This window comes from Streptomyces sp. NPDC048566 (assembly GCF_043199735.1).
Classification (GTDB): domain Bacteria; phylum Actinomycetota; class Actinomycetes; order Streptomycetales; family Streptomycetaceae; genus Streptomyces.
On sequence record NZ_JBICWL010000007.1, the window covers coordinates 1 to 23692 of the forward strand.

18 protein-coding genes and 1 pseudogene are annotated in these 23692 nt (G+C 76.0%); 12 read left to right on the top strand and 7 right to left on the bottom strand.

The window, feature by feature from the left end; genetic code table 11:
- The 4 genes from ACGFS9_RS13925 to zapE form a co-directional block, all read right to left on the bottom strand.
- Window positions 1–236, bottom strand: a 236-nt coding sequence (locus ACGFS9_RS13925) for an SPFH domain-containing protein (RefSeq protein WP_393253090.1), incomplete at its 3' end; no start/stop codon positions are given.
- A 174-nt stretch (window positions 237–410) separates the two neighbouring features.
- The gene (locus ACGFS9_RS13930; RefSeq protein ID WP_393253092.1) at window positions 411–1925 is read right to left on the bottom strand and encodes a SulP family inorganic anion transporter; all 1515 of its coding nucleotides are present in this window, start codon (window positions 1923–1925) and stop codon (window positions 411–413) included.
- 256 nt (window positions 1926–2181) lie between these two features.
- Complete coding sequence (locus ACGFS9_RS13935) at window positions 2182–2520, bottom strand: hypothetical protein (RefSeq protein WP_393253094.1); 339 nt, start codon at window positions 2518–2520, stop codon at window positions 2182–2184.
- 189 nt (window positions 2521–2709) lie between these two features.
- Complete coding sequence (gene zapE, locus ACGFS9_RS13940) at window positions 2710–3858, bottom strand: cell division protein ZapE (protein ID WP_393253096.1); 1149 nt, start codon at window positions 3856–3858, stop codon at window positions 2710–2712.
- Between zapE and ACGFS9_RS13945 the strand changes: the two genes are divergently transcribed.
- From ACGFS9_RS13945 to msrB, 4 genes are all read left to right on the top strand, one after another.
- Window positions 3857–4666: a pyrimidine reductase family protein gene (locus tag ACGFS9_RS13945; RefSeq protein WP_393253097.1), complete on the top strand. Its 810-nt coding sequence runs from the start codon at window positions 3857–3859 to the stop codon at window positions 4664–4666. The two genes, zapE and ACGFS9_RS13945, sit on opposite strands and share 2 nt — an antisense overlap.
- Window positions 4667–4781: 115 nt before the next feature.
- Complete coding sequence (locus ACGFS9_RS13950; protein WP_393253099.1) at window positions 4782–5255, top strand: indole-3-glycerol phosphate synthase; 474 nt, start codon at window positions 4782–4784, stop codon at window positions 5253–5255.
- A gap of 140 nt (window positions 5256–5395) precedes the next feature.
- Window positions 5396–6784: a UDP-N-acetylmuramate--L-alanine ligase gene (gene murC, locus ACGFS9_RS13955; protein ID WP_393253100.1), complete on the top strand. Its 1389-nt coding sequence runs from the start codon at window positions 5396–5398 to the stop codon at window positions 6782–6784.
- 46 nt (window positions 6785–6830) lie between these two features.
- Entirely contained in the window at window positions 6831–7238 is a 408-nt protein-coding gene (msrB, locus tag ACGFS9_RS13960) for a peptide-methionine (R)-S-oxide reductase MsrB (protein WP_393253456.1), read from the top strand.
- 433 nt (window positions 7239–7671) lie between these two features.
- Here the strand turns inward: msrB and ACGFS9_RS13965 are convergent.
- Window positions 7672–8664: pseudogene (locus tag ACGFS9_RS13965) on the bottom strand (YbhN family protein); the annotation flags it as partial.
- A gap of 705 nt (window positions 8665–9369) precedes the next feature.
- Between ACGFS9_RS13965 and ACGFS9_RS13970 the strand changes: the two are divergent.
- Window positions 9370–10803 carry a YhgE/Pip domain-containing protein gene (locus ACGFS9_RS13970; RefSeq protein ID WP_393253102.1) on the top strand — a complete coding sequence of 478 codons (1434 nt, stop codon included), beginning with the start codon at window positions 9370–9372 and terminating at the stop codon, window positions 10801–10803.
- A 285-nt stretch (window positions 10804–11088) separates the two neighbouring features.
- On the opposite strand, the gene ACGFS9_RS13975 is transcribed toward ACGFS9_RS13970, so the two are convergent.
- Window positions 11089–12057: a lytic polysaccharide monooxygenase gene (locus tag ACGFS9_RS13975; protein ID WP_393253104.1), complete on the bottom strand. Its 969-nt coding sequence runs from the start codon at window positions 12055–12057 to the stop codon at window positions 11089–11091.
- 211 nt (window positions 12058–12268) lie between these two features.
- On the opposite strand from ACGFS9_RS13975, the gene ACGFS9_RS13980 reads away from it, so the two are divergent.
- The 5 genes from ACGFS9_RS13980 (at window position 12269) to ACGFS9_RS14000 (ending at window position 19362) form a co-directional block, all read left to right on the top strand.
- Window positions 12269–13465, top strand: a complete 1197-nt coding sequence (locus tag ACGFS9_RS13980; protein ID WP_393253106.1) for a damage-control phosphatase ARMT1 family protein — start codon at window positions 12269–12271, stop codon at window positions 13463–13465.
- A 147-nt stretch (window positions 13466–13612) separates the two neighbouring features.
- Window positions 13613–15790: a germacradienol/geosmin synthase Cyc2 gene (gene cyc2, locus ACGFS9_RS13985; protein ID WP_393253107.1), complete on the top strand. Its 2178-nt coding sequence runs from the start codon at window positions 13613–13615 to the stop codon at window positions 15788–15790.
- A gap of 538 nt (window positions 15791–16328) precedes the next feature.
- Window positions 16329–16973 carry a PDZ domain-containing protein gene (locus ACGFS9_RS13990; protein WP_393253109.1) on the top strand — a complete coding sequence of 215 codons (645 nt, stop codon included), beginning with the start codon at window positions 16329–16331 and terminating at the stop codon, window positions 16971–16973.
- Window positions 16974–17232: 259 nt separating this feature from the next.
- Window positions 17233–18357, top strand: a complete 1125-nt coding sequence (locus tag ACGFS9_RS13995; RefSeq protein ID WP_393253110.1) for a M24 family metallopeptidase — start codon at window positions 17233–17235, stop codon at window positions 18355–18357.
- 63 nt (window positions 18358–18420) lie between these two features.
- The gene (locus tag ACGFS9_RS14000) at window positions 18421–19362 is read left to right on the top strand and encodes an aminoglycoside phosphotransferase family protein (RefSeq protein WP_393253111.1); all 942 of its coding nucleotides are present in this window, start codon (window positions 18421–18423) and stop codon (window positions 19360–19362) included.
- 280 nt (window positions 19363–19642) lie between these two features.
- Here ACGFS9_RS14000 and treZ read toward each other — a convergent pair whose 3' ends face one another.
- Window positions 19643–21388: a malto-oligosyltrehalose trehalohydrolase gene (gene treZ, locus ACGFS9_RS14005; protein ID WP_393253113.1), complete on the bottom strand. Its 1746-nt coding sequence runs from the start codon at window positions 21386–21388 to the stop codon at window positions 19643–19645.
- A 185-nt stretch (window positions 21389–21573) separates the two neighbouring features.
- On the opposite strand from treZ, the gene ACGFS9_RS14010 reads away from it, so the two are divergent.
- On the top strand, window positions 21574–22125 hold the full coding sequence (locus ACGFS9_RS14010; protein ID WP_393253115.1) for an FHA domain-containing protein: 552 nt from the start codon (window positions 21574–21576) through the stop codon (window positions 22123–22125).
- Window positions 22126–22352: 227 nt separating this feature from the next.
- Window positions 22353–23681, top strand: coding sequence for a M14 family zinc carboxypeptidase (locus tag ACGFS9_RS14015; RefSeq protein WP_393253117.1), 1329 nt, complete (start codon window positions 22353–22355; stop codon window positions 23679–23681).
- The last annotated feature ends 11 nt before the right edge of the window (window positions 23682–23692 follow it).

Consider the following 23692-nt stretch of genomic DNA (forward strand, 5'->3'; position numbering starts at 1 on the left):
GTGATGCCCTCCTGGGCCGGCACCGGCAGCGTGACGATCTGGATGTTCACCTTGCGCAGCCGGTCCACGAACGGGACGATCATGGTGAAGCCGGGCGGCCGGACCTCTCCCGCGAGCCGTCCGAGGCGCAGCACCACCCCGCGCTCGTACTGTTTGACGACCCGGGCGCCGGCCGCGAGATAGACCACTCCGGCGGAACCCGCCACCGCGATCGCCGCGATGATCTCCTGGACCATGACGACCCCCTTCCGAGTCGTCCGGTGCGGGCGGCTCGCGCGCGGGCCGCCCGTCCTGCCTGACACGTCCAGGTTACGACGGCTCCGCCGCGAGGCCGCCGTGCCGTCGGGCCCGGCCGTCCGGCCCCGCGGTGCGGGACCGGTCGGCCCCGCACCGGGAGGCCGGGCCGGCCGTCACCTCTCGGGAGCGACCCGCACCGGTTCCGTCCCGTCCACCCCGTGCCGGGCCGACCAGGTCTCCAGCGCGGACCGGCAGGCGTGGTCGAGGTGGTGCAGGCCCGAGAGGTCCAGCTCGACGGGCCGGTCCCGCGGCAGCGCCTCCAGGCTGTCGAGGATCTTCGGCAGGCGCAGGAAGGTCGCGTTGCCCGAGAGGAGCACCCGCACGGCGCTCGCGCCCTCGTCCAGGACGTCGAGCCGTACGTGCGAGGACTCCCACGCCGTCTTGGCCACCGCCAGCGCCAGCCCGGTCAGGACCCCCTCGAACATGCCGACGGCCACGATGGACACGGCGGTGACGACGAGGACCACGGCCTCGCCCCGGTGCTCGCGCCAGAGCGACGCGAGCTCGCGCAGCGGAATCAGCTTCCAGCCCGCGTGCACCAGGACGCCCGCGAGGGCCGGCAGCGGGATGACGCCGAGCACGGCCGGCAGCAGCGCCGCGAACAGCAGCAGCCAGACGCCGTGCAGCACCCGGGAGGCCCTGGTCCGCGCCCCGGCCCGGACGTTCGCGGAGCTGCGCACGATCACCGCGGTCATCGGCAGCGCCCCGAGGAGGCCGCACACCGTGTTGCCCGCGCCCTGCGCCATCAGCTCCCGGTCGTAGGCCGTCCGCGGGCCGTCGTGCATCCGGTCCACGGCCGCCGCGCTGAACAGGGACTCGGCGGAGGCGATCAGGGTGAAGGCGAGGATCGTGCCGAGCAGCCCGACGGTCGCCAGCTGACCGAACGCGTCGAGCGGCGGCGGCTGGACGGAACCCGCCGGCCCCCGCACCTCCACCGTGGCGACCGGCAGGCCGAGGACCGGCACCGCGAGGGTGGCCAGGAGCACGGCCCCGAGCGCGGCGGGGACCGCCCGCACCCGGCGCGGCAGCCGCGGCCACAGCACGAGCAGCGCGACCGTGCCGGCGCCCAGTCCGAGCGACGCCTGCGTCTGCGGCGCGCGCACGGCGTCGGCGAGCGCGCTCGGCAGCCCGGTGAGCTTGGCGACGCCGGAGGCCGGTGCGGCCAGTCCGGCCAGCGCGTAGAACTGGCCCGCGATCAGCACGAGCCCGATGCCGGCCAGCATGCCCTCGACGACCGCGAGGGAGATGGCCCGGAACCAGCGCCCCAGTCGCAGCGCGCCGAGCAGGAGTTGCAGCAGACCGGTGGCGAGCACGATCACGCCGAGGGTGGCGAGGCCGTAGGCGCGCACCGCTTCCAGGACGAGCACGGTCAGTCCCGCCGCGGGGCCGGACACCTGGAGGCTGCTGCCGCGCATCGCGCCGGTGACGATCCCGCCCACGATGCCGGTGACCAGGCCGAGTTCGGCCGGAGCCCCGGAGGCGACGGCGACCCCGACGCACAGCGGCAGGGCGACGAGGAACACGACCACGGAGGCCGCGAGGTCCTTGCGCAGATGGGGGAACCTCGCCGGGAGGTTCCCGGGGCGGTACGCCCCGAAGCGGCGCGCGGCGCCGTCGTGGCCGGTCATCGCCCACCTCGCGGGGCGTCGTGGACCGGGCGCCGGCCGTGCGGGCCGGGACGGTCGGGGGCGGTGGGGGCCCAGGGAGTGCGGCGGGCGGCGAACGGCGGCCGGGGCGTGAAGCCCCGGTCCGGCGGGACGAGGTCCCCGGGCCACCGGCCGGTCGGGCGATCGGAGTCGACGAGAGAGCGCATGGCGGATCCTCCTGGCGCGCCGTCGAGGGCGCGTCGGCTTGCCGAGCGGGATGTGGGGGGAGGTGCCCGGCTCAGCAGCGGAAGACCTGGAGTGCCGCGAGGGAGTGCGGGGTCGCGGCTCCGGACGTGCTCGGGTGCGGGGGGCGCAGCGGGCCCGGCGCGCGGCCGGAGGCCGGGTCGGTGCCCGCGGGTGCCGGAGCGGGCGGGCCGGGGACGGGATCCTCGTCGCGCACCCGCCGACGGGTGCCCTCCGCCGGTCCCTGCTGGTGCGGGTCCTCCGCCTCGGCCGTGGCCACGTACGCGCCCCGGTGCGCGGAGCCGGACGACTCGGCCGGAGCCGGCGGCTGGAGGCCCAGCAGGACGGCGGCGAGCAGCAGGAGCAGGGTGCGGACCGTCGTACGTCGGAACATGGGCCCCCTCCCGGCCGGTCACCCACGGCTACGGCCGGTGCCGTTCCGTAGCGTAACCGGCGAAGGTGTCCGCCGAGCCGCCCGAAGGGACCGTCGGCCGCAGAGCGCCCGAAAAAGGGGCGGCCGTGGCGCGAATCCGCTGCTCGCGGGTACCGGGCCGCCCCCCGCTGCCGTGCGGGACCCGTCGTCTCAGCCCTGCGGCTTCTCCACGAGTCCCTTCGCGTCGCGGGCCAGCGCCGTGAGCCGGGAGATCGCGCGGAAGTACTTCTTGCGGTACCCGCCGTTCAGCATCTCCTCGCTGAACAACCGGTCGAAGGGCTCACCGGAGGCGAGGACGGGGACCTCGCGGTCGTACAGCCGGTCGGCGAGCACCACGAGCCGCAGCGCCGTCGACTGGTCGGGCACGGGCCGGACGTCGGTGAGGCAGACCGCCCCGATCCCGTCGGTCAGCGCCCCGTAGCGGCTGGGGTGGACGCGCGCGAGGTGCTCCAGCAGCTGCGGGAAGTCGTCCAGCGACGCGCCCTCGGCGGCGTACGCCGCCCGGGTGACCTGGTCCTCGGAGAAGGGCGGCGGCGCCTCGGGCAGTCCGCGGTGCCGGTAGTCCTCGCCGTCGATGCGCAGCGGGCGGAAGTGCGCGGACAGGCCCTGGATCTCCCGCAGGAAGTCGGCGGCGGCGAACCGGCCCTCACCGAGCTTTCCCGGCAGGGTGTTCGAGGTGGCGGCGAGCGCGACGCCCGCCTCGACGAGCTTGCCGAGCAGGGTCGACACCAGGACGGTGTCGCCCGGGTCGTCGAGTTCGAACTCGTCGATGCACAGCAGGCGGTGCCCCGACAGCGTCTGCACGGTCTTCTGGAAGCCGAGCGCCCCGACCAGGTTCGTCAGCTCCACGAAGGTGCCGAACGCCTTGAGGGCCGGCTCCGCCGGGGTCGCGTGCCACAGCGAGGCGAGCAGGTGGGTCTTGCCGACGCCGTACCCGCCGTCCAGGTAGACGCCCCGGGGCCCGGCCGGGGTCCGGGGCGCCTTGCCGAAGCCGAACAGCCTGCGCTTGGCGCCGCCCACGGCGTGCGCCCCGCCGAGCCCGCCGGCGAAGGACTCCAGCACGCCCACCGCCTCGGTCTGGCTGGGCTGGTTCGGGTCCGGGATGTACGTGGCGAAGCGGACCGCGTCGAAGCGCGGCGGCGGCACCATCTCGGCGACGAGCCGGTCGGCGGGCACGTGCGGCTCGCGGGCGCACAGGGACAGCGGGGCCGCCTCGGTTATCGGGTCGGTCCCGGAGGCGGTGGTGGAGGAGGACGACACGGTCACCCACTCTATGCGCCGTGCCACACTGCACGTCATGCGACGCCTGTTCCCTGTGACCGACGAAACAGCAGCCCAGCCCCGTGACGAGGCTCCCGGGGCGGAGCGGGCGGACCGCGAGTGGGGGCTCGGGGAGCTGGCCGAGACGTACGCCTACCCCGCGGCCGGCGGTCCGTGGCTGCGGGCCAACATGGTCTCCACGCTGGACGGCGCCGCCCAGCACGACGGGCGCTCCCAGCCCATCTCCTGCGCCGCCGACATGCGGGTCTTCGGGGTGCTCAGGGGCCTCGCGGACGTCGTGATCGCCGGTGCCGAAACGGTACGCCAGGAGGGGTACCGGCCCGCCCGCGCCCGGGATACCTTCGCCGGCCTGCGCGCCGCCGCGGGGCAGGCCCCCGCACCGGCCGTCGCGGTGGTCACCGCCGGCCTGGACCTGGACTTCTCGCTGCCCCTGTTCACCTCGCCGCTGGTGCCCACGCTGATCCTGACCGGCGCCGCGGCTCCGGCCGACCGGGTCGCGGCGGCGGAGAAGGCGGGCGCCCGCGTGGTGGTCGCCGGGGACGGCGCCGGGATCGACCCGGCCCGCGCCGTGCGGGCGCTCGCCGACCTCGGCCACACCCGCCTGCTCACCGAGGGCGGCCCGCGGCTGCTGGGCGGGCTGATCGCGGCCGACGTGCTCGACGAGCTGTGCCTGACCGTGTCCCCCCTGCTCACCGCCGGGGACGCCCAGCGCGTGGCGGGAGGCCCGGCGGTACCGCTGCCGCACCGCTTCGAACTGGTGTCGCTGCTGGAGGAGGCCGGTTTCCTCTTCAGTCGCTACCGCCGCTCCCGCAGCCGGACGGAATAGGACGTTCCGTTTGTTCCGCGCCGGGCACACTAAATCGCGCAGCCCCCGTGCGGTCACGGGGCAGGATGGTTTCCGCAGGGGCCGGGACGGCCCAAGGACGAGAAGGGCGCCTGTCGTGTTCACAAGCGTATTGATGATCGAGAAGGCCCTGACGTCCGCCGACGTGGAGTTCGTCACCACCTTGCACGGTGACGAGACGGTCGCCTTCCACGTGCTGCTCCAGCCCCGGGGCGACCAGGCGGACCGGCTGCTGCGGGCCATCGACGACGTGGCGCTCGGCGAGATCGACGAGGCGGCGCGCGAGGGCGAGACCCCGGAGGGCGACGCCGCGGCGAGCCAGGGCGAACGAGCCCTGGAGGTGTCGCTGGTGGCCCTGCGGGCGTCCGGCAGCGAGGCCGAGGGGCGGCTCATCGAGGACCACCCGCTGGACGCGCTGAAGGGCCTCGTCGACGAGGTGGAGGCCGACGAGGTCATCGTGCTGACCGACCCGCACTACGTGGAGGAGTTCTTCCACCGCGACTGGGCCTCCAAGGCCCGCCACAAGGTGGGCGTGCCGGTGCTGAAGCTGTTCTCGCACAGCAAGGCCTGAGCCCCGCTCACCGAACCGCCGGGGCGCGTGCGGCGCCGCTCTCCCTTGTCGGGCGGCACCGGCCGCACCCCATAGGCTGGGGGCGCGCCCTCCGCGGAGGGCGCGCCCACCTTCGTACCGGATCTTGGGGAGAAACACGCATGGCACCCGGCCTTCCTACCGCGATGGACCGACCGCACTTCATCGGCATCGGCGGCGCCGGGATGTCGGGCATCGCGAAGATCCTCGCCCAGCGCGGAGCCCGGGTCGCGGGCAGCGACGCGAAGGACTCCGCCACCGCCGAGGCGCTGCGCGCGCTCGGTGTCACGGTCCGCGTCGGGCACGCGGCCGGCCATCTCGCCCCCGACGCGAGCTGCGTCGTCGTCTCCTCCGCGATCCGCCCGGACAACCCGGAGCTGGCCCGCGCCGCCGAGCTGGGCATCCCGGTCGTCCACCGCTCGGACGCCCTCGCCCGCCTGATGGACGGCCTGCGCCCGATCGCCGTCGCGGGCACGCACGGCAAGACGACGACCACGTCGATGCTCGCCGTCTCCCTCTCCTCGCTGGGCCTGGCCCCGTCGTACGCCATCGGCGGCGACCTCGACGCGCCCGGCTCGAACGCCCTGCACGGCACCGGCGACATCTTCGTCGCGGAGGCCGACGAGTCCGACCGCAGCTTCCACACCTACGCGCCCGACGTCGCGATCGTCCTCAACGTCGAACTCGACCACCACGCCAACTACGCCTCCATGGACGAGATCTACGAGTCCTTCGAGACCTTCGTGGACCGGGTCACCGAGGGCGGCACGCTGGTGATCTCGGCGGACCACGAGGGCGCCCGCGAGCTGACCCGCCGGGTCGCGGCCCGCGACGTGAAGGTGGTGACCTACGGCGACGCCGCCGACGCGGACGTCCGGGTGCTCTCCGTCGTGCCGCGCGGCCTGACCAGCGAGGTGACGGTCCTGATGGACGGCGCCGAGCTGACCTTCCCGGTCTCCGTCCCCGGCCGGCACTACGCGCACAACGCGGTCGCGGCGCTGGCCGCCGGTGTCGCCCTGGGCATCCCCGCGACCGAGCTGGCCCCCGCGCTCGCCTCCTACACCGGCGTCAAGCGCCGCCTCCAGCTCAAGGGCGAGGCGGCGGGCGTCCAGGTCGTCGACTCCTACGCGCACCACCCCACCGAGATGACGGCCGACCTGGAGGCCATGCGCGCCGGCACCTCGGGGCGCATCCTCGTCGTCTTCCAGCCGCACCTGTTCTCGCGCACCCAGGAACTGGGCAAGGAGATGGGCGAGGCCCTGGCCCTGGCCGACGCCTCCGTGGTCCTCGACATCTACCCGGCCCGCGAGGACCCGATCCCGGGGGTCACCAGCGAGCTGATCCTCCGGGCCGCCCGGGCCGCCGGCGCCGACGCGACCCCGGTCCACGACACCGCGGAGGTGCCGTCCGTCGTCGCGGGAATGGCCAAGCCCGGTGATCTCGTTCTCACCATGGGCGCGGGTGACGTGACGGATCTCGGACCGGAGATCCTGGCCCGCCTGTCCGCGTAGCAGTGGGCCCCTTGCGGGCCTCCAGGAATGTGAGGGGTTGAGCTTCATGTCGTACGACGTCGAAAAGCCGGACGAGGAGTGGCGCGCGGAGCTGACCCCGGCCGAGTACACGGTGCTCCGCCAGGCCGGCACCGAGCCCGCCTTCACCGGTGAGTACACCGACACCAAGACGAAGGGCGTCTACTCCTGCCGGGCGTGCGGCGCCGAGCTGTTCACGTCGGGGGAGAAGTTCGCGTCGCACTGCGGCTGGCCGTCATTCTACGACCCGAAGGACACCGAGGCCGTCGAACTGGTCCAGGACCGTTCGCACGGCATGGTCCGCACCGAGGTGCGCTGCGCCCGCTGCGGATCGCACCTCGGGCACGTCTTCGAGGGCGAGGGCTATCCCACGCCGACCGACCAGCGGTACTGCATCAACTCGATCTCGCTGCGGCTGGCGCCGGACGAGGGCTGAGGGTCCACCCCGGGGCGGCGCCGCCCCGGGCACGGGCGTCCCCGGATGCCCAGCGACAGCGGCCGGGCCACGCCCCGCGGAGCCTCACCGGGCGCGGTGAACCACGGAGCTGACCGCCGGTGTCGTCAGGCGGACGGTCGGCGTCGGCGCGGCCCCGCGCGGTGTGCCGGGCCGCGGGGGCCGATTCGGCGTCCCGCGCCCGGCCGGCCGCCACGCGGCGGCCCCCCCACACACACAACGGCGGTCCGCGCGCGACGGGCCGGGGCCCGGGGCGGCGTGACGATGCCACCGGTCACGCGGGCCGGGCCGCGGGCGCTCGGCGGCACACGCCGCTCGCACGGACCCGCCCGCTCCCGCTCGACCGGCCGGTCCTCGCCGCGACGAACCGCGCCGGCCCGGCGGCGGACCGGATCGCAGGGCCGGACGGGGCCCTTCAGAGGACCTCGCGGTGCACCAGCGCGGACAGGACGAGGCTGCCGGGCAGCAGCGGCACCCAGACCGTCAGCACGCGGTAGCCGATCACCGTGGCCGTCGCCAGGTCCGCCGGTGCGCCGAGCGCGACCATGGTGAACACCAGGGCGGCGTCCACGGGTCCGATCCCGCCCGGCGCCGGCACCGAGCCCGCGGCCGTACTCGCGACCAGCAGCGCCAGCACCACCTGCGCCCACGACAGCGGAAGCCCGAGCGAGAACCCCACCGACGCCACCACGCTCCCCTGGAGCACCGGTGTCGCCGCGGCCCCGCCCCACAGGGCGAGGACGCGGCTCGGCCTGGTGTGCAGCACCTTCACGTCGGTCAGCGCGGTGCGCAGGAAGCGCAGGGCCGGACCGCGCGCGGGCCGCACCAGCGCCGGCAGCGCGAGCGCGACGGCGAGGGCGAGCACGGCGCCGCCGGCCGCGGGCAGCAGGGTCCAGCGGTCCGGTGCGAGCCGGCCGAGCCGCCGGGTGTCCTCCACGGCGACCAGGAACACGATCAGCACCGGCAGCTTCGCCAGCGGCCTGACCAGCGAGTACAGGGCGAGCGAGGCGGTCGCACGGGCCGTCGGGACGCCCTGCCGGCGCAGCAGGCGCAGGGTGACGGCGTGCGCGCCGAGGCCGGCCGGCAGCACGTGGTTGGCGGCGCCGGCGGCGAACTGGGAGGCCAGCAGCAGCCCCGGGGGCAGGCGTTCGGGGAGGGCGCCCTGCCGGACGCACGCCGCGGCCACCCAGCCGAGCGTGGTGAAGAAGACCCCGGCCAGCAGCCACCACGGGTCGGCGTCCGCGAGCCGCGCGGCTCCGTCCCCCAGCGTGCGCCGGTCCAGTACGGCCCACGCCCCGATCAGCAGCAGCGGCAGCAGCGCCAGGACCAGCCGGGTGCGGCCGGAGAGGGGGGCCGGACGGGCCGGGCCGAGGGTGCCCGGCGGTGCGGGGGCGCCGTCCGGAGCGGGGGCGAGGAGCCCGGCCGCCGCACCGGGCGGAGCGGACGCCGCCGCGCCGGGGGCCGCGGGCGCGGACGGGCCCTCGCCGTCCGCGGACGTCCCGCGGGCGGCGGCGGACGGGCCGCGGCCCGCCGTCCGCCGGGCGAAGGACGGCGTGGGTCTTCTCCGGGGCCCGGGGACGAGAGGGCCGTCAGGCGACGCGGGCCCGTGGGCGCCCGCGACGGCCCCGGCCGCGGTGACGGCAGAGGCGGGCGGGTCGGGTGCGGCGGCCCGCGGCGGCGCCGGGGCCGACCCGCAGACGTCGGGGGCGGCCGGAGCCGCGACGGCCGCGCGGGCCGGGGCGGCTCCGGGCACGGCCGGGGCGGCGGAAGGGCTGTCGAGCGGAGGCAGGGACACGGCGCACGTCGTCCTTCCGCGTCACGCCCGCACGCGGACGGACGAATCCGAGGCGATGCAACGGGGACGGAGAAAACGTTCCCCCGCGGTGTGACCGGCATGCGTCCGGCGCGGGAAGGCGGGTCGGCCGGTCGGTGACGGGGCGGCGGGCCACCCGCCGTGCCGCCGGCGGACGGCAGGAGCGGCGGGTGCGGCCCGCCCCGCCTGCCGACCGGTCGGCGCGTCGGCGGCCGGGCGGCCCGCGAACCCCCGATCCTGGCCTGACCTGCGGACCCGGACACGCCGGCCGGGCCGCGCGCCCCGGACCCCTGGAGAAGCATGGACGCCGACAGCAGGCACCCGAACGACGACGGCACGCCCGGCAGCTCCGGCGGCGGCCGGGGCGGCGGTACGGGCGAAGGCGCCGGCACCGCCGGACACGGAACCGGCGAGGGGGCGGGCGGGACGGACCCCGGGCCGGGGACGCGCGAAGGCGGGGCCCGCGTCGGTCCGCTGCTGCGGCGGCCCCGGCTGTGGATCGTCCCCGCGGTGCTGACCGGTCTGCTCGCCCTGCTGCTGTCCCTGCTCTACATGGGCGGCATCGTCAACCCGGAGGAGAACCTGCGCCGGCTGCCGATCGGTCTGGTCAACGCCGACCTGGGCAGGCCGCTCCCGGGCCAGCGCCAGAACGCCGGCACGCAGGTCACCACCGCCATCGTCTCCGACGACACCTCCGGCTCGGTGGACTGGCGGCGGCTGACCCCCGCCGAGGCGCGGGACGAACTCGCCTCCGGCAAGGTCTACGGCGTCCTGGAGGTCCCCCGCGACTTCACCGACACGCTCGCCGCACTCACCACGGCCGACGCCACCGCGCGCCCCACCCTGACGGTGCTGACCAACCCCGGCATGGGCAGCCTCGGCTCCTCCCTGGCCGCCCGCATCACCACGGCGGCGGCCCGGCAGGCGTCGACCGCCATCGGCAGACAGCTGACGGCGTCCCCGGCGACCGCGCAGGCCGACCCCACCACCCGGCTGCTCCTCGCCGACCCCGTCCAGGTCGCCACCCGGGTCGGGCACCCCATCGGCCGGCACAGCGGTCTCGGACTGAGCGCCTTCTACTACACCCTGCTCCTGGTGCTCGCCGGATTCCTCGGCGCCAACCTCATCAGCGTCGGCGTCGACACCGCCCTCGGGTACGCCGACAGCGAGATCGGCCCCTGGCACACGCGCCGCCCCACGGTCCCCATCGACCGCACCCGGACGCTGCTGCTGAAAATGGTCATGACCGCCGGGATCACCGTGCTGACGGTCTCCCTGATCATGCTGGCGACCGTGGCCGTCCTCGGCATGGACGCCACCCACCTGCCGCTGCTGTGGATCTACTCCTACTGCGCGAGCCTCGCCGTGGGGCTGGGCGTGCAGGCCATCAACGCGGCGTTCGGCGGCATCGGGCAGCTCGTGTCGATGTTCGTGTTCATCGTGCTGGGACTGCCGTCCTCGGGCGCCACGGTGCCGTTGCAGGCCGTTCCCGGCTTCTACCGCTTCCTGTCGGTCTTCGAGCCCATGCGGCAGCTCAGCGACGGGGTGCGCGCCATCCTCTTCTTCGACGCGCGGGCCGACGCCGGTCTGAGCCGCGCCTGGCTGATGATCGGTGTGGGCGCGGTGGCCGGTGTCCTGTTCGGCTTCGCGATGACCCGCTACTACGACCGCAAGGGGCTGCACCGGCTCACCCCGCAACCGGTGCCCGCCGACCGGCCGGCTCCACCCGCCTGACCGGACCCGCCGCCGGCCCCGCCCGCGGACGGATCGTCGGGCCACGTGCCGCGGCGCCGACCGGCGGCGACCGGCGGGGCGGCGCGGAGGTACGACCACGGCCTTCCGGGGCGCTGCGTGGCCTGACGCTCCGTCGCCCAAGGAGCGAGGGCCCCGAGGACGCCTGCCGCCGGAAGGCGGCCGGACCCGGTGTCCGGACCGGCGACCGCCGTCCGCCGGCGCGATCGCGTCCGGGCCGATCGGCGCGGCCGGTGACGAGCGGAACGTGGTGCGGCCGGGGCGGTGTCAGCGCCGGCGGCGCAGTGTCACGGCGACCCCGGCGGTCAGCAGCAGCGCCGCCGCGCCTCCCGCGGCCAGCGGCAGCGTGGCGCCGCCGCCCGAGGTGGAGTCCGCGGCGGGCGTCAGGTCGTCGGTGCGGGCCGCTGCGGCGGGCGACGCCGTCACCGAGGAGGCCGCTTCGGACGACGCGGGCGCCGAGGTCACGCCCGAGGCCGACGCCACCGCCGGCGACGAGGGCGCGGCGGGCACCGCCGAGGGGGAGTGCGCGCCCCGGCCGCCGGAGGACGTGCCCGTGCCCGCCGGCGCGCCCGCGCTCCGGGTGGGCGTCGACGCCGCGGGTCCACCGGAGAGCACCACGTCCGAGCAGGAGTAGTAGGTGTCCGGAGTGCTGGTGTTCTGCCAGACGGTGAACAGCATCTGACGGCCGGTGCGGTCGGCGGGCAGCTTCGCCCGGATGCGGTAGGCGCCGTCGACGAGGGCCGGGTCGGTGGCCGTGGCGAACGGCCGCGCCGGCAGGTCGGACCACCGCAGCGGGCGGTTCGGGTCGTAGCCGGGCTTCGTCAGGTAGAGCCGGAACGTTCCCGTGTGGGCGATCGTGGAGCTGTACGCGAGGGTGAAGGACGCGCCGGGCGTCATCCGGGTCGAGGGGAAGTCGGCACGGGCCAGGTCGAGCCCCTTGTAGGCGGGCAGACCACCGCTGCACAGCCTGCCGTCCGGGATCACCTCGCGGTCCCGGCCGTTCACCCCGGCCACCCGCAGGTTGTCCCACGCGGTGAACGGGGCGCCGTTCGCGGCCACGGCCGCCCGGCACGCGGCGGACCGGTTCGCGGCGCCGCCCTCGGGCGAGCACGCGAAGACCCGGCTGACCGGCGAGGTCGGAGCGCCGTGCGCCGACGCCGGGCACGCGGACGACAGCAGGAGCAGCGGAGCCGTCAGGGCGACGACGGCCGCCGTGGCGGTGCGGTGGGCGGTCATCCGGAGGACTCCTCGGTGGGTCGGTGTGGATCGCGCCACCGCGGGGGAGGCGGTGGTTCCGCGCGCGGGGCACCGTGAAGTACGGGGCGGCCGTGCCGTGTGTTCAGGCGCCGGCCCGGCGCCTTCCGGGCCCCGCCCGGTCCACGGCCCCCCGCCGCGGCGCGGGCCCGCGCCCGGCGTCGCGTCCCGCCGGGCGGGTACGGTGAACGGCATGCGCGATCCCGACCCCGCGGCCCCGTCCGCCTCCGACGCCCCGGTGGTCGTCTCCTCGGCGCGCGGCTCGTTCCCCTGGAGCGTGCTGGCCGAACGGCACCCGGCGCTCCTGCGGAAGGTGGCGGAGGCCCTGCCCTACGGACCCGAGCAGCGCCGCGCGCTCGCCGGCCTGCTCACCGACAGCACCGAGGGCGTGATCGAGCCGCTCCCGGCGTCGGCACCGGACCGTGCGCGCTGGGACGCCTGGGGCGGCGAGGCGTACTACGGCCGCTCCTGGTTCGAGGTGCCGTTCCTCTGGTCCGAGAGCTACTTCTACCGGCTGCTCCTCGAAGCGGTCGGCTACTTCTCCCCGGGCCCCTGGCAGGGCGTCGACCCCTTCCGGCCCTTCAAGCTCGCCGAGTTGGAGACCGCCGAGGCGGACGCGGAACTCGCCGCGCTCGACGACCTCGCGACCCGACCCGTCCCGGAGCAGGAGCAGGCCCTCCTGCACGGGTCGCTCTGGGGAAACCGGGCCGACCTCGGGTTCCGGATGCAGACCGCCGACGGCGGGTCCGGGCAGGGCGGCGGGCTCGTCGCCGACGACACCGCGGCGCTGCGCTCCCTGCTCACCGCGGACACCCTCTGCCTGGTCGCCGACAACGCGGGCCGCGAACTCCTCCCCGATCTGCTGCTCGTCGACCACCTGCTGCTGCACCGCCGGGTCGGGCGGGCCGTCCTGCACCTGAAGCCCGCCCCGTACTACGTCTCCGACGCCACCACCGCCGACGTCCTCGACGCCCTGGACCGGCTCACCGCGGCCGGGGGCGCGGCGGCGGAGGCGGGGCGGCGGCTGCGGTCCGCCCTCGCGGAGGGCCGGCTCGTGCCGCGCGCGCACCCCTTCTCGTGTGCGCCGCTCCCGTACGGCGAGATGCCCGCGGACCTCCGGCGGGAGTTCGCCGCCGCCGACCTGACCGTGCTGAAGGGCGACCTCAACTACCGCCGCCTCGTGGGTGACCGGCTGTACCCGGCCACCACCGCGTTCGCCGACGTCACCGCGTACTTCCCCGGCCCGGTAGCGGCGCTGCGCACCCTCAAGTCGGACGTCGTCGTCGGACTCGACCCCGCGACCGAGGCGGCCCTGGACGCCGCCGACGGCGATCGCTGGCGCACCCGGGGCACCCACGCGCTCGTCCAGGTGCGCGGCCGGGGGAACTGACCGCCGACGGGCACCGGAACCCGCCCCCGGAGGCGCCGGAACCCCGAACGGCCGCCTCGCGCGCGGTCTTTCGCGCCATTTCACGCGATGGTGTGATCACGCACCGGCCCGCGGATGCCCGATCGGGGCCCTGGGTAGGGCCCGGCCATGACGCAGCCGTTCGAACTCCCGCACTTCTACATGCCGTACGCAGCCCGGCTGAACCCGCACCTGGACGAGGCGCGGGCGCACACCGTCGAATGGGCCCGGGGGATGGGCATGCTGGAGGGCTCGGGCATCTGGGAGCAGTCCGACCTCGACGCCCACGACTACGGCCTGTTGTGCGCCTACACCCACCCCGACTGCGACGGACCCGCCCTGTCCCTGATCACCGACTGGTACGTGTGGGTGTTCTTCTTCGACGACCACTTCCTGGAGACGTTCAAGCGCACGCAGGACCGCGAGGGAGGCAGGGCCTACCTCGACCGGCTGCCGCTCTTCATGCCGCTCGACCTGTCCGCTCCCGTCCCGGAGCCGGAGAACCCCGTCGAGGCCGGCCTCGCCGACCTGTGGGCGCGGACCGTGCCGGCGATGACCGAGGACTGGCGCCGGCGGTTCGCCGTCTCCACCGAGCATCTGCTCAACGAGTCGATGTGGGAGCTGTCCAACATCAACGAGGGACGGGTCGCCAACCCCGTCGAGTACATCGAGATGCGCCGCAAGGTCGGCGGCGCCCCCTGGTCCGCGGGCCTCGTCGAGTACGCCACCGCCGAAGTCCCGGCATCCGTCGCCGGGTCCAGGCCGCTGCGCGTGCTCATGGAGACGTTCTCGGACGGCGTCCACCTGCGCAACGACCTCTTCTCCTACCAGCGCGAGGTGGAGGACGAGGGCGAACTCAGCAACGGGGTGCTCGTCCTGGAGACCTTCTTCGGCTGCACCACCCAGGAGGCCGCCGAGACCGTCAACGACATCCTCACCTCGCGGCTCCACCAGTTCGAGCACACCGCCCTCACCGAAGTGCCCGCGCTGGCCGCCGAGAAGGGCCTCACCCCGCCGGAGGTGGCCGCCGTCGCGGCCTACACCCAGGGGCTCCAGGACTGGCAGTCCGGCGGCCACGCGTGGCACCTGCGCTCCAGCCGCTACATGAACCAGGGAGCGACCGACGAGCCCCGCCCCTTCGCCGTGGCCGGCTTCGGCACCTCCGCCGCGGACGTCGCGGGGCTGCTCTCGGCGGCCGGCGCCGAGCGGATGCGCGCCTACACCCACGTGCCGTTCCGCAAGGTCGGCCCCTCCCTGCTTCCCGACTTCCTGATGCCGTTCGAGGTCACCCTCAGCCCGCATCTCGCGGGGGCCCGCGCCCGTCTCACCGGCTGGATGCACGCCACCGGGATGCTCCAGGAAGGCGTCTGGGACGAGGACAAGCTCATCGCCTACGACCTGCCGCTGTGCGCGGCTGGCATCCATCCCGACGCCACTCCCGAGGAACTCGACCTCAGCTCGCAGTGGCTCGCCTGGGGCACCTACGGCGACGACTACTACCCGCTGCTGTTCGGCAACCGCCGCGACCTGGCCGCCGCCAGGCTGACCACCGCGCGCCTGTCGGCCTGCATGCCCGTCGACGGCGAGGACGTCCCCGTCCCGGTCAACGGCATGGAACGCGGCCTGATCGACCTGTGGCGGCGCACCACCGCGGGGATGGCCCCGCAGGCGCGCCGGACGGTGCGGGCGTCGGTGGACGTGATGACCGAGAGCTGGCTGTGGGAGCTGTCCAACCAGATCCAGAACCGCATCCCCGACCCGATCGACTACCTGGAGATGCGCCGGGCCACCTTCGGCTCCGAGCTGACCATGGGCCTGTGCCGCCTCGGCCACGGACCCGCCGTCCCGCCGGAGGTGTACCGCAGCGGCCCCGTCCGCTCCCTGGAGAACGCGGCCATGGACTACGCCATGCTGCTGAACGACGTGTTCTCGTACCAGAAGGAGATCGAGTACGAGGGGGAGGTGCACAACGGCATCCTCGTCGTGCAGAACTTCTTCGGCTGCGACTATCCGGCCGCACTCGGTGTCGTCCACGACCTGATGACCCAGCGCATGGAGCAGTTCCAGCACGTGGCCGCCCACGAACTGCCCCTTCTCTACGAGGACTTCAAGCTCTCCGAGGAGGTCCGCCGGATCATGGACGGTTATGTGGCCGACCTGCGGAACTGGCTGGCCGGCATCCTGAAGTGGCACCAGGACTGCCGTCGCTACGGCGCCGCGGACCTGGCCCGGCGGGCGCACGGGTTCGTGCCCGACCGCACGCCCGGAACGGCGCTCCCCTGGCGCGGGCAGCCCGCGGCGCTCTGAGCCGGCGCCGGCCGCGCGGGACGCCCGCCCCCGCGACGCTCTGAGCCGGTGCCGGCCGTGCCGGACCCGTGCCCCCGCGGCGCTCCCGGAGGGGCCGGGGAAGGCCGGGGCCGGGGAAGGCCGGGGCCAACCGGTGCCCGGCCGCCGAGGAGCACGCGCTGCCGCGGCCGGCACGCGGACCGGACGCGGCTCCGGCGGTGCCCGCGGCTCCGGCCTCTCCCCAGGCTCCGGCGGTGCCCGCACCTCCCGGTGGCCGTCCCTCCGACCGTGCCCAACTCCCCGGCGGCCGTACCTCCGGCGGTGCGCGTGCCCGCGGGGCGCGTCCCGCCGGTGCGGAGCGCGGCGCCGGGGGTCCGGCGGGGCGCGGCGCCGGCCGGAGGGGCCGAGGCGGCCGGTTCCGCCTCCGGCCGGCGGGCCGGCGCGGCCATCCCCCGGAGTCGCGGACTCCAGTCTCACTCGTTGGGGAACCTTCGCGCGCCGACGGTGTGGGTAGGGCAGAAGCCGCAGGCGACCGCAGAGCACCCGCCGGAGGCCATCCATGGAACAGACCGCGCTGCGACCGAAGCCGATGCCCGGGCAGGAACGGGGCGCCGGGGAGCGCCCGGCGCCCGCGGCGCGGCGACCGCACGCCGCACGGCGCCGCGGCGGCCGGGTGGCCTCGCTCCTGTTCGGCCTCTTCGCCGGGCTGGTGCTGGTGCTGTCGGGGGTCGGGCTCGGCACCGTCGGGGCGACCGTCATCGGCATGAGCCGGCTCGCCGCGGTCCAGAAGCAGGACGCCGCCGCGGAACGGCCGCGCGCGGCCACCGGCGCGCCGGGGCGGCCGGGGGCCACCCCGGCACCGCCCGCCGGCCGGACGGCGACCGCCTCCGGCAGCGGAGCCCCGATCGCGCCGGGAAGGAGCAGCGGCACGTCGGGGCGGGCGGCGCTCGGCGTCGAGGCCGTGGACGCGGCCCGCGGCCAGGGCGCCCTGCTCGTCGCGGTGCATCTGCCCGGACCGGGCTCCACGGCCGGGCTGGCCCGCGGTGACGTGCTGTTCGCCGTCGGCGGGTCCCGGATCGCCTCGGCGGCCGGGCTCGCGCGCGCGGTCGCCGCGGCCGAGCCCGGCCGCGGCCTCACCCTCGGCGTCCGGCACCCGGACGGCAGCAGCGGGCACGTGACGGCCGTCCCCGGCGTCGTGACCTGACGCCCGCCGTGCCGGCGTCGCCACCGGGCACGAGCCGAGCCCGTCGGCCCCGCCGCCGTCCGGAACCCCGTCGGCCCCGCCTTGCCACGCTCCGCCGGCTCGCCGGCGACCACGCCGGGCGCACGCGGTCCGGCACCCGGACACGGTGCGGGGCCGGCCGGCACGCGGCACCCGGCGCGACCGGCTCGCGCGGACCCTCCCGGAGGGGCAGGATGCTGCCCACAGCCCCCGGGGAACCCCGCACACAGGGAGGCACGCAATGACCGCCGCCGCACCCGCGCCGTTCACCGCCGCCGACTACGCGGCCCGGATGGCCCGCGCCACCGAGGCGGCCTCCGACGCCGGGCTCGACGGAGTTCTGGTGGCGCCGGGCCCCGACCTGGTGTGGCTCACCGGATACCGTCCCGTCGAGACCGAGCGGCTCACCCTCCTGGTGCTCCGGGCGGGACGGGACCCGGCGCTCGTGGTGCCCACGCTGGAGGCGCCCGACGCGGCCAAGTCGGCCGGCGCCCCCGCGCTGACGCTGCACGACTGGACCGACGGCACCGATCCCTACACGGCCGCCGCGCCCCTCGTCGGCCCCGCCGGCCGCTTCGGCATCAGCGACAACGGCTGGGCCCTGCACCTGCTCGGCCTCATGGAACGCCTCCCCGGCACCCGGTACACCGCGCTGAGCGACGCGCTGCCGATGCTGCGCGCCGTCAAGGACGCGGCGGAACTGGACCGGCTCGCCGCGGCCGGAGCCGCCGCCGACGCGGCTTTCGAGGAGATCCGCCGGGTGGCCTTCGCCGGCCGCCGGGAGTCGGAGGTCGCCGCCGACCTCGCCGGTCTGCTGCGCCGGTTCGGGCACGAACAGGTCGACTTCACCATCGTCGCCTCGGGACCGAACGGCGCCGACCCGCACCACGAGGCCGACGATCGGGTCATCCGGCAGGGCGACACGGTCGTCCTCGACTTCGGCGGCCTCAAGGACGGTTACGGCTCCGACACCTCCCGCACGGTCCACGTCGGCGAGCCGGACGACGAGGAACGCGCGGTCCACGACGTCGTACGCGCCGCCCAGGAGGCCGGATTCGCCGCCGTCCGCCCCGGAGCCGCCTGCCAGGACGTCGACCGGGCCGCCCGGGCCGTCGTCGACGACGCCGGATACGGCGCGTACTTCATCCACCGCACCGGACACGGCATCGGCGTCACCACCCACGAACCGCCGTACATGGTCGAGGGCGAGACCCGGCCGCTGGTGCCCGGCATGTGCTTCTCCGTCGAGCCCGGCATCTACCTGCCGGGCCGATTCGGGGTCCGCATCGAGGACATCGTCACGGTCACCGAGGACGGCGGACGCCGCCTCAACAACACCTCCCGCGAGATGGTGATCGTCGGCTGACGTGGACGCACCGACCGCACGGCGACCGTTTCGCACCCGCCCCCGGACGACAAGGGCGCGACCATGAGCCAACCGCCCCCCACCCCCACCCCGGACAGCGTCGGGCGCCTCGTCCGCTCGCTGCTCGCCGGCGACGGCGGCAGAAGCCCGGGACCCGACGTGCGGCCCGCCCCCGGGGAAGGCGGCCCCCTCACCTGGTGGGTGGGCGCACGCCACGTGCTGCGCCTCGCCGGCGACCGCGACGCCTCCCTGCGGCAACGCCGCGAACTGCCGCTGCGCGACCTGGTGCGCCCGCACCTCGCGGTACCGGTGCCGGTGAGCGTCGCGCGCGGCGAATGGGCCGCCGGCCTGTCCTGCACGCTCGACACCCGGCTGCCCGGCGCCTCCGGCGAGGAGAGCCACCTCTCCGCCGTCGGCGAGGCGGACCTGGCGGGCGTGCTGTCCGGACTGCGGGAGGTGCCCGTCCGCCGGGCCGCGGCCCTCGGGGTGCCGCAGGCCGGCCCGCGATCGCTGCGGACGCTGCGGTCGGCCGCGGTCCGCGCGGCCGGACGGCTGCCCGCGGAGGACTTCGACCCGGCACGGTTCGACCAGCTCGCCGAGTCCGCCGCCGACCAGCTCGCCGCACAGCCCGGCCCCGGGCACCTCGTCCACCAAGGTCTGGTCGGCGAGCACCTCGTGATCGGCGCCGGCGGGCGGGTGCGGGGCGTGCTCGGCTGGAGCGGGGCCGTCGTCGGCGATCCTGCCGAGGACATCGCCCGGCTCGCCGCAGCCGTCGGCGCCCCCGCCGCCGTCCGGGCCGCCACCCTCGCCGGCTACGGCGCCCGCCTCTGCCTGCGCGGCCTGTGGCTGGCCCGCTGCGACACCGTCGTGCGCCTCGCCGACGGCCTGCGGGGCCGCGGCGGCGACGCCCTCCCGCTCCTGGAGGCCCGGCTGCGCCGCGCCTGGGAGCCGATCCTGCTGGAGCGGGTGACCGACCTGCGGGACGGCCCCGACGACAGCCCCTAGCCGGTGCCCCGACCGGAAGGGTTCACCGGCTCGCCATGCCCGGCACGGCACCGCGCCGCGTCGCCGCATCACCCGGGTACATCCCGTACGCGGGCGAGGCTCCGCCGTGCGCTGCACCGCACCGCACGCCGCGAGCCGTCCGGCGAACCCTTCCGGTCACGGCACCAGCCGTACGCGGCCGAGCGGCCGGAGCGGGGCCGCGGACCGTCCGCGCCTCCGCTCCGGCGGGCTCCGTACCGCGGGCTCCCGCCGCGCGGCCCCGGAGACCGGGCCCCGCGGGTCACGCCTGGGCGAGGACCACGCACGACTCGCCGGGCACGTTCAGCACACCGTCGGTGAGCGCCTCCGCGACCGGGTCCCAGGAGGCGAGCACCCGCCCCCGCCGGACACCGAGCGGGATCACCGCAGGGTCCTTCGACAGGTTCACGGCCACCCGCACGTCCCCGCGCCGCACCGCGAGCCAGCGGGCCTCCGGGTCGTGGGCCACCCGGACGGCCGCCAGATCGGGATCGGACAGGTCCGCCTGGCGGTGGCGCAGAGCGATCAGCTCGCGGTACCAGTCCAGCAGGCGGGCGTGGGCCGGCGCGGCCGGCTCCGACCAGTCCAGACAGGAGCGGTCCCGGGTCGCCGGGTCCTGCGGGTCGGGCACGTCCTCCTCGGCCCAGCCGTGCGCCGCGAACTCCCTCCGCCTGCCCCGCCGTACGGCCTCGGCCAGTTCGGGGTCGGTGTGGTCGGTGAAGAACTGCCAGGGCGTGCCCGCGCCCCACTCCTCGCCCATGAACAGCATCGGCGTGAACGGCGCGGTGAGGGTCAGTGCCGCCGCGCAGGCCAGCAGCCCGGGGGACAGGGAGGCCGACAGCCGGTCGCCCTGGGCGCGGTTGCCGATCTGGTCGTGGGTCTGCGTGTAGCCCAGCAGCCGCTGCGCGGAGATCCGGGCCCGGTCGATCGGCCTGCCGTGGTGCCGGCCGCGGAAGCTGGAATAGCTGCCGTTGTGGAAGAAGCCCGACGTCAGCGTCTTGGCCAGCGCCGCGAGCGGGGCCCGCGCGAAGTCCGCGTAGTAGCCCTGCCCCTCGCCGGTCAGCGTCGTGTGCAGCGCGTGGTGGAAGTCGTCGTTCCACTGGGCGTCGAGACCGAGACCGCCCTCCTCGCGGGAGGTGATGAGCCGCGGGTCGTTCAGGTCCGACTCCCCGATCAGGAACAGCGGCCGGCCCAGCTCCCCGGCGAGCGTGTCCACCGCCGCCGACAGCTCCTCCAGGAAGTGCAGCGCGCGCGTGTCCCTCAGCGCGTGCACGGCGTCGAGGCGCAGCCCGTCGAGCCGGTAGTCGCGCAGCCACGCCAGCGCGCTGCCGACGAGGTAGGCGCGCACCTCGTCGGAGCCGGGCGCGTCGAGGTTCACCGCCGAACCCCAGGGCGTCTGGTGCGTGTCCGTGAAGTACGGCCCGAACGCGGGCAGGTGGTTTCCGGACGGGCCGAGATGGTTGTGCACGACGTCCAGCACGACGCCGAGGCCCCGTTCGTGCGCCCGGTCCACGAAGCGCTTCAGCGCCTCCGGCCCGCCGTAGGGCTCGTGCACGGCCCACAGGCCGACCCCCTCGTACCCCCAGCCGTGCCGCCCGGGGAACGGGCACAGGGGCATCAACTCGACGTGGGTGACGCCCAGTTCCGCCAGGTGGTCCAGCCGGTCGGCCGCCGCGTCGAGCGTGCCCTCGGGCGTGTACGTCCCCACGTGGAGCTCGTAGAGGACCGCGCCGGGCAGCGCGCGCCCCGCCCACGCGGCGCGCCACGCGAACCGCTCGTGGTCGACCACGGCGCTCAGCCCGTCGGGGCCGTCCGGCTGGCGGCGCGAGCGCGGATCGGGCAGCACCGGGCCGTCGCCGACGGCGAAGCCGTACCGCGTCCCGTCCTCCGCCTCCGCCTCTCCCGCCCACCAGCCCGGCCGGCCCGCAACGCGTTCCATCGCGCTCTCGGCGTCCGCGCAGTGCAGCGTCATCCGGTCGGCCTGCGGCGCCCACACCTCGAATCGCACAGAGTTCCCCCTCGTCGGCTCGGCGTGACCCAGTCCGTCCATGGTGCTGCACGCGCGATCAAAGCGCTTTCCGATCCACTCTTTTGCCACGTGCCCGTCGCCCATTGGGCCCGCCACCCCCGGCCCCCGCCCGCTCCGAGCGGGCTTTCTGGACACGCCGCCGCCGCTGACCGACAATCACCAACGTGACGTCGTCCTTCGAGTTCTCCACGCACCCCGCGCGGCTGTCCGACGCGGAGCGGGACCGGGCGCTCAAATCGCTCCGCGACGGTGTCGCCCTCGGCCGTCTGTCGCACGACACCTTCATCCGCCGCATGGAACTGGCGCTGGCCGCCCGCCGGTCGGAGGACCTGGCCCGGCTCACCGCCGACCTGCCCACCGAGAGCCGCTGGTCAAAGGCGGTGTTCGGGACCGTGGAGGCCGTCTCCGGCTTCACCGTCCGGCTGCGCAGGGCCTGGCAGGCCGAGCGCCTCCCGCAGCTCCAACTGCCCGCACCGGGCAGCCCGTACCCGCTGCGGATAGGCCGCGACCCGGCCAGCGGGCTGCGCCTCAACCACGAGACCGTCTCCCGCGTCCACGCCGAACTGAGCAGGCAGGGCGGCGTGTGGGTGCTGCGCGACCTCGGCTCGACCAACGGCACGACCGTCAACGGACGCCGGGTCGTCGGCGCCTCCGTCGTCCGCGACGGCGACCAGATCGGCTTCGGCCGCATGATGTTCCGCCTCGCCGCGGGCTGACGGGCGCCGGGCCGCCCGCCGGGGCCCGGCCGAAGCCCGCGGCGCGCCCGTGCCGCGCGCCGCCGCGACCCGGACCCCGAGCGCCTCGCCCTCGGCATCCTCTGCGCGCACGGGTGTTGACGCACCCCCGGATCGTGACTGACGGTAGGTGCACCCTGCACAGCAGGTGAGCCGACCGTGCCGTACGAGGGAGGTGTGCCCTGCCGCCTCTGCGCCGCTACCCGACCGTGCGCGAACTCGGCGCCCACGCCGCCGCGCTCGCGGCCCGCCGCCCGGGGGAGGTCCGGCTGCGCCGCGTGGGCACCTCCCGCCAGGGGGCGCCGCTGTTGCTCCTCTCGGTCGGGCACGGCAGCCGGCAGGCGCTCGTCGTCGCCGGCCCGCACGCCAACGAACCCGTCGGCGGCGCCACCGCGCTGCGGCTGGCCGAGCGGGCGCTCGCCGACCCGCGGCTCACCGAGGGCGCCGACGCCACCTGGAACCTGCTGCTGTGCCTGGACCCCGACGGCTCCCGCCGCAACGAGACCTGGCTGACCGGCCCGTACACCCTCGGCCGCTACTTCCGGCACTTCTTCCGGCCGGGGTTCCTGGAACAGCCCGAATGGCTGCCCGAGGGGGCGGCCGGCGCCGTGCTGCCGGAGACCCGTGCGCTGCTCGACCTCCAGGACGAGCTGCGGCCCTTCCTCCAGTGCTCGCTGCACGGCGTCGACGTCGGCGGCGCCTTCGTCGAACTGACCCGCGACCTCCCCGGTCTCGCCCAGCGCGTCGCGCACAGCGCCGCCCGCCTCGGCATCCCGCGCGAACTCGGCCCGTTCGACACCCTGTACTGGCCGGCGCTCGGCCCCGCCGTGTACCGCGTCCCGCCGCCGGACACGGGCGACCTCGCGGCGGCCATCACGGAGGCGGCCGTCGAGTCCACCTGGTTCCACCCGCGGCCGCACGGCACCGTGACGGCGATCGTCGAGGCGCCCATGTGGGGCGTCGACGCCGTCGAGGACCCCACCCGGCCCGCCGACCCCGACGCCCTGCTCCGGCCGGTCGGCCACACCCTGCGCCGCGACACCGAGCGGCTGGCGGGCATCCTGGCCCGCGTGCGGCCCCGGCTGCGCGACACCCCCGGGGCCGGGCGGCTCCTCGCCCCGGTCGACGACTACTTACTGGTCGGCCCCGGCATCGCCGACTCCTGGGACCCCGACGCGCACGTCCCCGGCGCGCGCGCCCTGCCGCTCCTGGACACCGCCCGCCTCACCGCCCTGCGGCTCGCCGGGCGCCGCCTCGCGCTGCGCACCGCGGGACTGCTGCACCAGCTCGTGACCGCCTCCGGGCGCGACCCCGACGGTGTGCTGCCCGAACTCGACCGGCTCATCGACGCGTGGTGCGCCGACTACCGGGTCGGCTGCGGCGCCTACTGGATACCGGTCGCCCGGCAGGTCGAGTACCAGGCGCGCGTGGTGCTCGCCGCGTTCGACCTGGCGGGACGGCCCACCCGGCCGCACCCCCCGGCGGACCGGCCGGCCCGGCACGCGACACCGCGGCCCGAGCCCGTGCGCCGGGACTGACGGGGCCGGGC

Bases quoted from the DNA above. Each gene is read 5' to 3' on its own strand.
- ACGFS9_RS13975 (WP_393253104.1), bottom strand. From the start codon at position 12,057: ATGACCGCCCACCGCACCGCCACGGCGGCCGTCGTCGCCCTGACGGCT.
- ACGFS9_RS13930 (WP_393253092.1), bottom strand. From the start codon at position 1,925: ATGACCGGCCACGACGGCGCCGCGCGCCGCTTCGGGGCGTACCGCCCC.
- ACGFS9_RS13945 (WP_393253097.1), top strand. From the start codon at position 3,857: ATGCGACGCCTGTTCCCTGTGACCGACGAAACAGCAGCCCAGCCCCGT.
- msrB (WP_393253456.1), top strand. From the start codon at position 6,831: ATGTCGTACGACGTCGAAAAGCCGGACGAGGAGTGGCGCGCGGAGCTG.
- cyc2 (WP_393253107.1), top strand. From the start codon at position 13,613: ATGACGCAGCCGTTCGAACTCCCGCACTTCTACATGCCGTACGCAGCC.
- ACGFS9_RS13995 (WP_393253110.1), top strand. From the start codon at position 17,233: ATGACCGCCGCCGCACCCGCGCCGTTCACCGCCGCCGACTACGCGGCC.
- zapE (WP_393253096.1), bottom strand. From the start codon at position 3,858: ATGACGTGCAGTGTGGCACGGCGCATAGAGTGGGTGACCGTGTCGTCC.
- ACGFS9_RS13935 (WP_393253094.1), bottom strand. From the start codon at position 2,520: ATGTTCCGACGTACGACGGTCCGCACCCTGCTCCTGCTGCTCGCCGCC.
- ACGFS9_RS13970 (WP_393253102.1), top strand. From the start codon at position 9,370: ATGGACGCCGACAGCAGGCACCCGAACGACGACGGCACGCCCGGCAGC.
- ACGFS9_RS14000 (WP_393253111.1), top strand. From the start codon at position 18,421: ATGAGCCAACCGCCCCCCACCCCCACCCCGGACAGCGTCGGGCGCCTC.
- murC (WP_393253100.1), top strand. From the start codon at position 5,396: ATGGCACCCGGCCTTCCTACCGCGATGGACCGACCGCACTTCATCGGC.
- ACGFS9_RS13990 (WP_393253109.1), top strand. From the start codon at position 16,329: ATGGAACAGACCGCGCTGCGACCGAAGCCGATGCCCGGGCAGGAACGG.
- ACGFS9_RS13980 (WP_393253106.1), top strand. From the start codon at position 12,269: ATGCGCGATCCCGACCCCGCGGCCCCGTCCGCCTCCGACGCCCCGGTG.